Source organism: Nostoc sp. JL33, from assembly GCF_017114985.1.
GTDB lineage: Bacteria > Cyanobacteriota > Cyanobacteriia > Cyanobacteriales > Nostocaceae > Nostoc.
This window is the reverse complement of sequence record NZ_JABXKP010000018.1, coordinates 78,620-90,654: the sequence shown is the minus strand read 5'-3', so window position 1 is coordinate 90,654 and position 12,035 is coordinate 78,620. Positions and strand designations below refer to the sequence as shown.

Genomic DNA, 12,035 nt, shown 5'->3' with positions numbered 1-12,035 from the left:
TACTTAAACAGAATCTCAGCATATTTTTATACTGAGTCATCATGCTCAAGATATCCTCACGCCAACCAAGCCAATAGTTCACACCTTATTTAATCTTAATCTCTAAAAATTATCCCCCATATTTTTAATAAATGTGGGGGCTAGGGTAATGGAATTAGTTTTACTGGCTTAACAAGTTAATAGCTTGTTTAAGCGACATCTTAGCCTTGTGCAAGTTCAGGAGGTTCTCCTGGTCGTCAAGTAATCTCAAAGGGATAGTTGTCCTGAGTGTGTGAATTACTCGAATGAGTCAGCTATCAAGCATATTGCTATCTTGATATGCCATTTTGCTTGCGGAAAATACCGAAATGAGAAAGCAAACAGACCTTTTGAGTAAGTCAAATGCCATTTTGCTTGCGGAAAACACCGAAATGAGAAAGCAAACAGACCTTTTGAGTAAGTCAAATGCCATTTTGCTTGCGGAAAACACCGAAATGAGAAAGCAAACAGACCTTTTGAGTAAGTCAAATGCCATTTTGCTTGCGGAAAACACCGAAATGAGAAAGCAAACAGACCTTTTGAGTAAGTCAAATGCCATTTTGCTTGCGGAAATTATTGTTTAGTCCTCTTGAGAGGACTTTGGCTATTAGCCGTAGGTTTCTAACCTATGGCGGGTGATGGGTTCAAATGTGAGATTTTAGTCCAGAATTTCTGTCTCGTCAGTTGTAGACGCGTAGGCGTAGCCCGTCGTAGACATCGCTTGCAATTAGGACTTACGCACTGTACAAATGCATCGCGATCCCAATTAACGATCTTGAGGAAGTTTTCAGGCTTTTCTTAATTATCCTGCGATGCCTACGGCGGTAAACTACGTAAATAGATCATGCTGTAGGGGCACAGAGCAAAAGCTCATGCGTGTCAACTTAACGTAAAACCCATGTCCCACAAGGAACTGAAGTTCCTTGGCTTTTAGCTCAAGTAATCTTCATATTACTAAATAATCTGAAAAATCTAGAACTTACGCAAAATATCTCTCAAACTCTGATTTGGTATTTCTTGTCAATACGTAAGTCCTAGCAATTACAAAATTTGGTTAATCTATGAGAAAGTTTCTGGATCAACACCAAGCGCTTTCAACCTTTCCGTTAACATTTTCACCTGTTGTTCTACTTCCACACGTCGCTGTTCTTCAAAAGCCGTGCGTTCTTCGGCTTCCCTAATGCGTTCTTCTGGTGTTAGCAATCTTTGCCCTTCCTCGTCATACCAGTACAGCCATTCCCGCACGATACCTTGATAAATTCCCCGTTCTCCCCCAATTCCTAAACCAATCTCTGGTAGCCAAACGGGATTTCCTGACATTAAAATATATTCCCCATCAACTAAGTGATACACCTCCAAAGGTGGATTTTTACGACGAAAGGGACTATATACAACGTAGTACAAAATTCCTAATTCTTTGGCATAAAATTCTTTCTTGGTGCTGTATTCTTCCCGATATATTTGGGAAACAACTTCTAGCGCTAAAATTGGCGGTTTATTTTCTTCCCATAGCACATAACTTAGACGTAAGTCCTCATCAATAAAGCGTTTAACTCCTAAACTGAGAAACCCATCAGGGACAATTGCTGGTTTATCTGGGTGATAATAAATACCCATATCAACACCAAAGAACCAATCCCAGCGATCGCACCAAACCAAAGCTAGGATCGTTTTCAGCAAGCCGGGAATTAAATTTTGGAGTTCATTATCCACAGAGGTATCATCTGAGTCGGGTAGTTCTTCGGAAGATGGCAAACAATGCAACGGATTGTAGTTTAACATGAGTGGTTTTACCAAATCTGATTGTACCTTGATTGTAGGAAATGTATCGATAATTAAGTAGATATACAAGGGTAAAATGATTGTGCATTCCAGTATCCACATTAATCTGACGAAAATCAGCCTCTTGGATAAATATGACCAATATTAGCGATGTCTACGACGGGCTACGCCTACGCGCTGATTTTGATAGCCCTTGGAAAGAAATTATAGAAGCTTATTTTCCCCAAGCAATGCATTTCTTTTTTCCAGAAACTTCTGCATTAATTGATTGGGAACGCCCCTACGAATTTCTAGATAAAGAATTTCAGCAAATAGCTCGTGTAGCTTGCCTGGCGTAGCCATAGCCGAACAGGGTAAGCGATATGCTGATCAATTAGTCAAAGTTTGGCAAACCCAAGGGGAAGAACTTTGGTTATTAGTCCATGTTGAAATTCAGGCACAAAAAGAAGATAACTTTCCTAAGCGGATGTTTACGTACAACTTTCGCATATTTGACCGCTTTGATCAACCAGCAACGAGCCTTGCAATTCTCTGTGATCCAAACAGAGAATGGCGACCAAGTAATTACAGTTACAATTATCCCAATACTCGCTTAAATTTTGAATTTGGCAGTGTTAAACTTTTGGATTACGAAAATCGCTTTCAGGAGTTAGAAAATAGCGATAATCCATTTGCAACTGTCGTCATGGCGCATTTGAAAACGCAGCAGACACGTTCATCACCTGAACAACGCAAAATATGGAAGTTTAGCTTAATTCGCAGGCTATATGATTTGGGCTTAGAAGAGCAGGATATTCGTAATCTGTATCGATTTATCGATTGGGTTATGATATTACCAAAGGCATTGGAAAATCAGTTTTGGAAAGAGTTTAAACAATTTGAGCAGGAGCGGACTATGAGATATATAACTACAAGTGAACGCATCGGCTACGAGCGCGGAAAACAAGAAGGTGAACAAAAAGGTCAACAAAAAGGTCAACAACGGCTGATTTTAAGGTTACTACAAAGGCGAGTGGGAGAATTATCACCAGAATTGCAAGAGCGCATCCAATCTCTTTCTTTAAATCAGTTAGAAAACCTTGGCGAAGCTTTATTAGATTTTACTGCTACGGAAGATTTACTTAACTGGTTGCAAACAAATCAATCAGCTTAAAATCTATTTTTATGAAATTTGAGCAGGAGCGGACTATGAGATATATAACGACAGGTGAGCGCATCGGCTACGAGCGCGGAAAACAAGAAGGTAAACAAGAAGGTGAACAACGGCTGATTTTAAGGTTACTACAAAGACGAGTGGGAGAATTATCACCAGAATTGCAAGAGCGCATCAAATCTCTTTCTTTAAATCAATTAGAAACCCTTGGCAAAGCTTTGTTAGATTTTACTGCTACGGAAGATTTACTTAACTGGTTGCAAACAAATCAATCAGCTTAAAATCTATTTATATGAAAATTGTAAAAAATACATTTACTCACTTACCACATACAGCATTTTTGGGAAGCATCTCAGTGAAAGCAAATATACCAGACAAGAAACAAGATTCTTGCTCCCTCTCCGTGGGTTCGGAGAGGGTTGGGGTGAGGTATTACAAGGCTTTTTACACTCATTGAGATGCTCCCGATTTTTGGGATCAATTCGATGAGTTTTTTGCTTTAACGAATCAAAAGTTACGAGTGAGTAATAAAAAGGGCAGGTATAAAACCCGCCCTCAAAGCAATAAATATTTAAACTAAAGTAGCGATCGCAACTTAATTAGCGATTTGAGGCGCACTCAAAGAAACCTTTAGCGTTTCTTCTTTTTGCTGTGCTAATGTCGGCACGGAACCACGCAATCTTGCTGTCAATTGTACCGTTGTGGAGTCGTACATCTGAGTCAGCAATTTGGGATAGAAACCAATACCAATAATTGGCACCAGCAAACAGGCAATGATAAATATTTCGCGGGGTTCGGCATCTATCAAAGCTTGGTGAGAAACTAATTCCTTGTTCTCTTCTCCGTAGAAAATTTCTCGCAACATCGACAGCAGATAAATCGGAGTTAAAATAACTCCAACTGCCATCAATAATACGACAATGACTTTGAAAGTAGAGCTATAAGCATCGCTAGTAGCAAAGCCAACAAATACCATTAATTCTGCCACAAAACCGCTCATCCCTGGCAGTGCCAAAGAAGCCATCGAACAAGTGGTGAACATGGCGAAAATCTTCGGCATTCTTTTGGCAACACCGCCCATTTCATCCAACATCAGGGTGTGTGTGCGATCGTAAGTTGCGCCAACCAGGAAGAATAAACTCGCCCCAATTAACCCGTGGGAAACCATTTGCAAGACTGCCCCACTCAATCCCAAATCGGTGAAGGAGGCTATACCAATCATCACAAAGCCCATGTGGGAAATTGAGGAATAGGCAATTTTTCGCTTCAGGTTGCGCTGGGCAAAGGATGTCAAGGCAGCGTAGATGATATTAACTACCCCCAAAACCACCAACACTGGTGCAAAATAAGCGTGGGCATCGGGGAGCATTTGGGCATTCATCCGAATTAAAGCGTAACCGCCCATTTTCAGGAGAATACCTGCCAACAACATATGCACGGGGGCTGTCGCTTCGCCGTGGGCATCAGGTAGCCAAGTGTGCAAGGGAATAATCGGCAACTTGACGGCGTAGGCAATTAGGAAGCCAGCATAGGCGGCTAGTTGGAAATTGAGGGCGAAGTCTTTTAAGGCGAGCGATCGCATGTCGAACGTCACCGTATCGCCGTAAAATCCCATTGTCAAGGCAGACAGCAAAATAAACAGCGAACCACCAGCAGTGTATAAAATGAATTTGGTCGCTGCATACTGCCGCCTTTTGCCTCCCCAAATTGACAGTAGAAAGTATATCGGCACCAGTTCCAGTTCCCACACCAGGAAAAATAACAGCATATCCTGGACGGCGAACACGGCAATTTGACCGCCATACATCGCCAAAATCAAGAAGTAAAATAGCTTGGGCTTAAAGGTCACAGGCCAAGCTGCTAAAATCGCCAGCGTGGTAATGAATCCAGTCAAAATAATTAGGGGCATCGACAAGCCATCTGCCCCTACTGACCAATTCAAATCCAGTTGCGGTACCCAAGGGTAACTCTCCACCAACTGCAAATCTGGATTAGAGAAATCATACCCAGTATAAAAAGCGTAAACAATTAGTGCAAAATCGATCAGCCCTACGATCAGGGAGTACCAGCGCACTGTTTTGCCTTCTTTATCCGGGATGATGGGAATCAGTAGCGATGCCGCTATCGGCAACAGAATAATCGTCGTCAGCCACGGGAAATTAGCTGTATTCATCGCAATTTGTCTGCTATCAAAATCATGTTTGGCAAAAACTCACTAGTTATTAACTAACAGCTTTTTGGTGATTTAGTCTTCCTCGTTAGGTTGATTTAATTAAATTGGTAATCTCCGATTTTTTCTCTTGGGAGTCTTTTTTGACACTTGCGCGTGCGGAATGTGGGTTGTGATACTCCCAGTCAAGTCAACAATTTACCCTAAAAAAGCCGATAAAATTATAGTTTAGTGGTGCGATGTCTACGACAAGCCGCTCCGCGTCTACGCGTAGCCTAACCTATCGCTAAAAATACAAAATGCTGTTTGGTGGTTGTTGAAAAAAGCGATTTGGTGCCAAAAAGCATAACAGGAGAACTAAGCATAATGATAATCGCACAAATTGAAAGTCAAATTCGTTATGTCACCAACGTAAATGGAGAAACAACAGATGTACTAATCCCTGTAGAACTTTGGCAACAGCTGATAAGTTCCATAAATTCTGATAACGTCAGTGGTTTAGCTTGGATTGATGAACAAGAGCCAAAAGCACAAATATTAGCCGATTTGCAAGAGTCTGTGCGACAAGCAGCAGTAGGACAAACTTTCCCAGTTTCAGAGCTTTGGGACGATATCGAAGCCTAGATTTATGGCAGAAGTTCGCTTTACACCTCCCTTCAAACGCCGTCTCAAAACTCTGACTAAACGCTATCGGCAAATTTAAATTGATATTCAACCCATTATCGATCAACTAGAGGCTGGAAATTTTATCGGTGATCAAATCTCTGGGATAGACTTGACCGTTTTTAAAGTTAGAGCAAAAAACAGTGATATCCCGACGGGTAAAAGTGGTGGATATTGGGTGATTTATTAAGTTGTCTCACCTGAATCTGTCTTACTTCTACTCATTTATGCAAAATCGGATCAGGCGGATGTGAGCTTAGAAAAGATTGAAGATGGAATTAAAAAGACATAGCCATACATAGATAAAGCGCGATCGCTCGCGATCGCATATCAATTATTTACAATCACCGCTATGCTGATTTTGGAGGTAATTTGGATGTAGCTTTCATTATGGTGGAGGTTATACAACCAAGTAAAAAAGTTGGTGGGACTGAGGCGGAAGGTTGGGTTGATCATCTTAACCGAATATCACATCTTCTCCCCTTGGGAGATGCCCGTTGTAGGATGCAAAGGAGGGCTGTAGGGTGAACGGGGACTCAGCACTGATTCAGGATTCAGCACTGTTTCGGTTAGCAATAAAAAATCAAAAAATGTAATATTGACAGGCATCCTGGGTATCGAATAGATGTAAATTAAAGTAAGGGCAGCTTACCTCGCTTGAGCATACAGGCAGTATCGACCCCGTTATTAAAAATATTTAGATTGGTAGCAGTATTATGTTGGCTCAATTCCAGAGCTTGTATCCCAAGGGCAGTCTGATTTCTGAATTAGTACAAATTTTTCAAGGAAAATATATTGTCCGGGCAAGCGTGCAAATTGAAGGCGTAACCCGTGCTACGGGTATGGCAGCAGCAGAAACAGTAGAAGCAGCAGAAGACCAAGCCAGAACTAGAGCGCTGATAGTTTTGGGTATTACAAATGCGCCACCAGAATCAGTGGCATTTACCTCAGATCCAATTTCCCCGGCGCAGCTAAACCCTTCCTTGAACACCAAAGGTGGATTGAATGAGCCTGCTGCCTATTCCTCTACAAAAGATGAGGATTTTCTTGGTAGTCAATGGTCAGTGGTCAGTGACAAAGAAATATCTCTGCCGCCTTCCAGAGTACGGAACATCAAACCAGAAGTAGTTACAAGCAGTAACGAAGAGTACGGGTACAGTAATACTGTGCCGCCAGCAAGTGATACCTATAGTCAGGATTTAGGTCAAAACCTTCCTCTGAGTGCCAACCGGGAGCTAGAATTTGATCTTCGGGTTGAAAACTTGGAAATGCCCTCTGATAACCAGATGGAAAATCAAAGCTTTCCAGCAATTTCTGTGAATAATGTTACACCATTTACACCTCGGAGTTACAGCCCTCAAGAGGATATCGCCACCCCGCCAGCGACAGGAAAGAGAAAGAAGAAAGCTGATCCCGTGGATTTATCGGATGTAATTGCTAAAACAGATGTCGAACTTCAGCGTTTAGGGTGGACACCAGAACAGGGACGAGAGCATCTGATTAAAACCTACGGTAAACGGGGGCGCACCTTGCTAACTGAAGAAGAATTGCATGGATTCCTTAAATACCTCCAATCTGAGCCAGATCCAATAGCGGGATTTTGATTTGTCCTTTGTCATTAGTCATTAGTTATTTGTAAGGACTAATGACGTAGGCTGTTGAAAGAGTAACGAAGCTATGGAACCTGTGAATTTTTCTGAAGTAATTGCTCAAACAGATTGTGAAATGCAGCGATTAGGGTTGACAAAAGAACAGGGACGGGATCATCTGATTAAAACCTATGGGAAGCGATCGCGTTTTTTGCTAACCGATGAGGAATTACTAGACTTCGGGCAATACCTTGCATCTCAACCGACACCAACATTACACGAAGTTCTGATTGCTAAAATTAATTTTGAAATCAAACGGTTATGGTGGACAGAAGAGGAGGGACGGGAACATCTCAAAAAAACTTATGGGAAGCGATCGCGTACCTTACTGACAGAAGTAGAATTACTAGACTTCTTCCAATACCTTCTATCTCTACCTACAATAGAATCCCTCACGGATTTTGACGCGGAATATGAAGAGTTCCAAGATTTCTCTACATACTCAGAAGAATCAGACAATGTAATTACTAGAATATCTTCTGAGGATTTATCTCGGATATTGGCTAAGACCAATGTCCAAATGCAGCGTTTAGGCTGGACAACAGAACAGGGACGGGAGCATCTGATTAAAACCTACGGTAAGCGATCGCGTTTTTTGCTGACCGATGATAAATTGCACAAATTCCTCCAATATCTCCAATCTCAGCCAAGTCCACCAGACCAACTTTGATGGATGAATAAGTTCGTAGTAAGGACTTTAGTCCTTGATTTGAGCGCTAAAGCGCTCACTACGAACCTAGCAAACTTGACTTGACAGACCACTAGCGGGATTTTAGTTAGTCATTTGTCCAAATCTGGTATTAAGTACCTGAACAAGTCCACCCATTCCAAAAATAACCCCTCTTCACTTATAAAGAGGGGTTATTTTTAGGGTTTAAGGGAATTAAAACTGGTAAATCACCATTTAGCAATCGTGACTATTAATTAACAAGAGCAACTGCTGGGCGGCTACCAGCAGCGTGACGATCAATTACTTGGTCAATTAAACCGTATTCCCTGGCTTCCTCTGGCGACATGAAGAAGTCACGTTCAGTATCTTCAGCAATCCGCTCAATTGGTTGACCTGTATGTTCAGCTAAATAGTCGTTTAGCCGCCGCTTGTGGTAGAGAATTTCCCGCGCCTGAATTTCAATATCAGTCGCCTGTCCTTGAGCGCCGCCTAGAGGTTGATGAATCATAATCCGAGAATGGGGTAGACTCATCCGCTTACCCTTAGCACCAGCGCTGAGGAGAAAAGCCCCCATACTCGCCGCCAATCCGGTACAAATTGTACAGACATCAGGGCGAATATGTTTCATAGTGTCAAAAATGCCCATACCAGCCGTCACCGAACCACCGGGAGAATTGACGTACATATAAATGTCTTTCTCCGGGTCTTCAGCATCCAAATACAGCAGTTGGGCAACAATCAAGTTAGCAATGTTATTGTCAACTTGTTGTCCCAAAAATATGATGCGCTCACGTAACAGCCGTGAGTAGATGTCAAAGGCGCGTTCACCTCGACCCGATTGTTCAATAACGATAGGAATCATGGAAGGGTATTTGTGGCTACTTTAAATACATTTTATCGGTGACAGCACAAAACTGGGGTTGATCTCTACTGTTCCCAGCTAGATAAATTAAACCTTTCTGGTTTTTCCTTCTCTAATAAGGGCGCAAAAGGTGATTATGCAATAGATTCAACCTCTAAGGGCACTAAGGGCACTTTTTTGCGGCATAAGCTGTCTAATAGAATATCCCGACTTCGGGAAGAACAAATCAAAAAACTCCCACTCTCCCCAATCTCATATCTCGGCCTTTACTGCACATCCTTGGCGATGTGGTGATTAGACCGATAACCGAAATCAGACTTGCTTAAGGAATTACCTAAAAGATGCAGTAGCATTTTAAACATTTTTTTAGGATTTGCCTCAGCAATTATTAAGTTATTTTTGTTAAATTCGGTAAATCCATAGTCCGAGGTGTACTTAGAATAAACCAGTTCTACTTGAAATGCTATCCACCCAAAGAGAGACGTGCCATGCTGGAAAAATTTGTACAAGCCGCCATTATCACCTTCTTGCTCCACCTGATAGCAGGAGTTAGCCCAAATACTTTAATTCAGACAAAGACAGCATCACCTGTGCGAGAAACGCCAGCAAATATTGTTAGCTTGGTATTGCAATCTTTTCAATAAGAATATTTCAGGAATTTCACAGGTGTCGGCGATGTCAAAGAATTTTGGATTTTAGATTTGCAATTTTTAATTGACTGCACCCACTCTTGGGATGCAGCTTGGGGATTTTAGATTTGAGAGCAGCTATAGCGGCCTGGCTCGAACCGAAAAACCAATTCCATAAGCCAAAATCCCAAATCTCAAATTGGTACGGTCAAAGACATGCACTACTACTTTCTAGTCAAGGTTTAATTCGCTCGTAGCGTTTCTTGCGTATGTACTTAGCCTAGACGGCTAATACTCCTGGGAACAGGGTAGACTGAGCAAAGAAGGCAACTATTTGCATTTGATCATGACTAATCGCCTTGCTGAAGCTAAGAGCCTCTATCTCCGCAAACACGCCGAAAACCCGATTGATTGGTGGTCTTGGTGTGACGAAGCACTTGCAACTGCAAGGGCGCAAAATAAACCGATTTTTCTCTCCATTGGCTATTCTAGTTGCCATTGGTGTACTGTCATGGAAGGCGAGGCTTTTTCTGATATTGCGATCGCACACTACATGAATGCCAATTATCTTCCCATCAAAGTAGACAGGGAAGAAAGACCTGACCTCGATAGCATCTATATGCAGGCTTTGCAGATGATGAGCGGTCAAGGGGGTTGGCCTTTGAATATTTTTCTTTCCCCAGAAGATTTAGTGCCGTTTTACGCTGGTACTTATTTTCCTGTAGACCCGCGCTATGGTCGTCCGGGATTTTTGCAGGTGTTGCAAGCCCTTCGCCGTTACTACGACACAGAAAAAGCGGACTTACAGCAACGCAAATCCCTAATTATTGAGTCTCTGCTCACGTCTGCGGTGTTGCAAGACGCTGCAACAACTGAGCTTGAAGACCATGAATTACTCCGCCAAGGTTGGGAAATCAGCACAGGTGTAATTACTCCTACTCAATCTGGCAACAGTTTTCCGATGATTCCCTACACAGAATTAGCACTGCGGGGAACTCGATTTAATTTTGAATCTCGCGATGATGGTAAGCAAGTTTGTACCCAACGGGGGCTAGACTTAGCACTGGGAGGCATTTATGACCATGTGGGCGGTGGTTTTCATCGCTATACTGTTGACCCGACTTGGACAGTACCCCATTTTGAAAAGATGCTCTACGACAATGGACTGATTGTGGAGTTTCTAGCTTCTTTGTGGAGTACAGGAGTACAAGAACCAGCCTTTGAGCGGGCAGTTGCTGGTACTGCGCTATGGCTAAAGCGGGAAATGACCGCGCCGGAAGGTTACTTCTATGCTGCTCAAGATGCCGACAGTTTCAGTGAATCCACGGCAGTAGAACCAGAAGAAGGAGCCTTTTACGTCTGGAGTTACAGCGAACTACAACAGCTGCTAACACCTGAAGAACTAACGGAATTAGAACAGTTTACGGTGACACCTAACGGCAACTTTGAAGGGCGTAATGTCTTGCAAAGACGCTATTCAGGGCAACTGAGTGCAACGCTAGAAACGGCACTGAGCAAGCTGTTTACCGCTCGCTATGGCGTTAGTTCTGAGTCGCTGTTTCCCCCGGCTCGTAACAACCAGGAAGCAAAAACCACTAACTGGCCAGGTCGCATTCCCTCGGTGACAGATACGAAAATGATTGTCGCTTGGAATAGCTTGATGATTTCTGGGCTGGCTAGGGCTGCTGGGGTTTTCCAACAACCGTTATATCTGGAATTAGCAGCAGGAGCGGCGAATTTTATCTGGGAAAATCAGTTTGTCGATGGGCGTTTTCACCGACTCAACTATCAAGGAGAACCAAGCGTTTTAGCTCAGTCTGAAGATTACGCTTTCTTTATTAAAGCTCTCTTGGATTTACAAGCTTCCAACCCTGAGCAAAAGCAATGGTTAGAAAAAGCGATCGCTATTCAAGATGAATTCAACGAATTTCTCTGGAGTGTAGAATTAGGTGGTTACTATAACACATCAAGTGATTCGAGTCAAGATTTAATTGTCAGAGAACGTAGTTACGCAGATAATGCTACACCATCAGCCAATGGAATAGCGATCGCTAACCTTGTGCGTCTGGCCCTACTCACTGATAATCTAGATTATTTGGATTTAGCAGAACTTGGCTTAAAAGCTTTTAGAAGCGTCATGCATCGCGCTCCCCAAGGTTGTCCCAGCTTATTTACAGCTTTGGATTGGTATCGTAACTCTACCTTGATTCGCAGCACCACTGAGCAAATAAACGCTTTGATCCCCAAGTATTTGCCGGCGGCTGTGTTTGCCATAATATCTGATTTACCAGAGGGAAGCGTTGGGTTAGTTTGCCAAGGTTTGAAGTGTCTTGCACCAGCAAAAAGTGTAGAGCATTTATTGCAGCAAGTGGAGCAAAGTCAAAATAGGGGAGTAGGGAGTAGGGAGTAGGGAGTGGGTAGAGATGAAGAAGGTGGCGC

9 protein-coding genes and 2 pseudogenes are annotated in these 12,035 nt (G+C 42.6%); 8 read left to right on the top strand and 3 right to left on the bottom strand.

The window, feature by feature from the left end; genetic code table 11:
• Positions 1-347 precede the first annotated feature (347 nt).
• A complete protein-coding gene (locus HWQ23_RS03900; protein WP_292823790.1) occupies positions 348-602 on the top strand; it encodes a hypothetical protein in 255 nt (84 codons plus the stop codon).
• A 475-nt stretch (positions 603-1,077) separates the two neighbouring features.
• Here the strand turns inward: HWQ23_RS03900 and HWQ23_RS03895 are convergent, their stop codons facing one another.
• Positions 1,078-1,800: a Uma2 family endonuclease gene (locus HWQ23_RS03895; protein WP_292823787.1), complete on the bottom strand. Its 723-nt coding sequence runs from the start codon at positions 1,798-1,800 to the stop codon at positions 1,078-1,080.
• A 134-nt stretch (positions 1,801-1,934) separates the two neighbouring features.
• On the opposite strand from HWQ23_RS03895, the pseudogene HWQ23_RS03890 reads away from it, so the two are divergent.
• Both HWQ23_RS03890 and HWQ23_RS03885 read left to right on the top strand, forming a co-directional pair.
• Positions 1,935-2,953 (top strand): annotated as a pseudogene (locus HWQ23_RS03890) (DUF4351 domain-containing protein).
• Positions 2,954-2,988: 35 nt separating this feature from the next.
• Complete coding sequence (locus HWQ23_RS03885) at positions 2,989-3,234, top strand: DUF4351 domain-containing protein (RefSeq protein ID WP_472850381.1); 246 nt, start codon at positions 2,989-2,991, stop codon at positions 3,232-3,234.
• A gap of 314 nt (positions 3,235-3,548) precedes the next feature.
• Here HWQ23_RS03885 and HWQ23_RS03880 read toward each other — a convergent pair whose 3' ends face one another.
• A complete protein-coding gene (locus tag HWQ23_RS03880; protein WP_292823784.1) occupies positions 3,549-5,126 on the bottom strand; it encodes an NAD(P)H-quinone oxidoreductase subunit 4 in 1,578 nt (525 codons plus the stop codon).
• Positions 5,127-5,489: 363 nt separating this feature from the next.
• On the opposite strand from HWQ23_RS03880, the gene HWQ23_RS03875 reads away from it, so the two are divergent.
• The 3 genes and pseudogenes from HWQ23_RS03875 to HWQ23_RS03855 form a co-directional block, all read left to right on the top strand.
• Entirely contained in the window at positions 5,490-5,747 is a 258-nt protein-coding gene (locus HWQ23_RS03875; RefSeq protein ID WP_292823781.1) for a hypothetical protein, read from the top strand.
• A gap of 755 nt (positions 5,748-6,502) precedes the next feature.
• Complete coding sequence (locus tag HWQ23_RS03865) at positions 6,503-7,390, top strand: hypothetical protein (RefSeq protein WP_292823778.1); 888 nt, start codon at positions 6,503-6,505, stop codon at positions 7,388-7,390.
• 529 nt (positions 7,391-7,919) lie between these two features.
• Positions 7,920-8,105 (top strand): annotated as a pseudogene (locus HWQ23_RS03855) (hypothetical protein); the annotation flags it as partial.
• A 250-nt stretch (positions 8,106-8,355) separates the two neighbouring features.
• Here HWQ23_RS03855 and clpP read toward each other — a convergent pair.
• A complete protein-coding gene (gene clpP, locus HWQ23_RS03850) occupies positions 8,356-8,967 on the bottom strand; it encodes an ATP-dependent Clp endopeptidase proteolytic subunit ClpP (protein ID WP_292823775.1) in 612 nt (203 codons plus the stop codon).
• A gap of 488 nt (positions 8,968-9,455) precedes the next feature.
• Here clpP and HWQ23_RS03845 point away from each other — a divergent pair, with 488 nt between their 5' ends.
• Both HWQ23_RS03845 and HWQ23_RS03840 read left to right on the top strand, forming a co-directional pair.
• Complete coding sequence (locus tag HWQ23_RS03845; RefSeq protein WP_292823772.1) at positions 9,456-9,611, top strand: hypothetical protein; 156 nt, start codon at positions 9,456-9,458, stop codon at positions 9,609-9,611.
• Positions 9,612-9,942: 331 nt separating this feature from the next.
• The gene (locus tag HWQ23_RS03840; RefSeq protein ID WP_292823768.1) at positions 9,943-12,006 is read left to right on the top strand and encodes a thioredoxin domain-containing protein; all 2,064 of its coding nucleotides are present in this window, start codon (positions 9,943-9,945) and stop codon (positions 12,004-12,006) included.
• Positions 12,007-12,035: the final 29 nt, after the last annotated feature.

Excerpts from the sequence above, each read along its gene's own strand:
- HWQ23_RS03900 (WP_292823790.1), top strand. The coding sequence starts at position 348 with ATGAGAAAGCAAACAGACCTTTTGAGTAAGTCAAATGCCATTTTGCTT.
- HWQ23_RS03880 (WP_292823784.1), bottom strand. The coding sequence starts at position 5,126 with ATGAATACAGCTAATTTCCCGTGGCTGACGACGATTATTCTGTTGCCG.
- clpP (WP_292823775.1), bottom strand. The coding sequence starts at position 8,967 with ATGATTCCTATCGTTATTGAACAATCGGGTCGAGGTGAACGCGCCTTT.
- HWQ23_RS03895 (WP_292823787.1), bottom strand. The coding sequence starts at position 1,800 with ATGTTAAACTACAATCCGTTGCATTGTTTGCCATCTTCCGAAGAACTA.
- HWQ23_RS03845 (WP_292823772.1), top strand. The coding sequence starts at position 9,456 with ATGCTGGAAAAATTTGTACAAGCCGCCATTATCACCTTCTTGCTCCAC.
- HWQ23_RS03875 (WP_292823781.1), top strand. The coding sequence starts at position 5,490 with ATGATAATCGCACAAATTGAAAGTCAAATTCGTTATGTCACCAACGTA.
- HWQ23_RS03865 (WP_292823778.1), top strand. The coding sequence starts at position 6,503 with ATGTTGGCTCAATTCCAGAGCTTGTATCCCAAGGGCAGTCTGATTTCT.
- HWQ23_RS03885 (WP_472850381.1), top strand. The coding sequence starts at position 2,989 with ATGAGATATATAACGACAGGTGAGCGCATCGGCTACGAGCGCGGAAAA.
- HWQ23_RS03840 (WP_292823768.1), top strand. The coding sequence starts at position 9,943 with ATGACTAATCGCCTTGCTGAAGCTAAGAGCCTCTATCTCCGCAAACAC.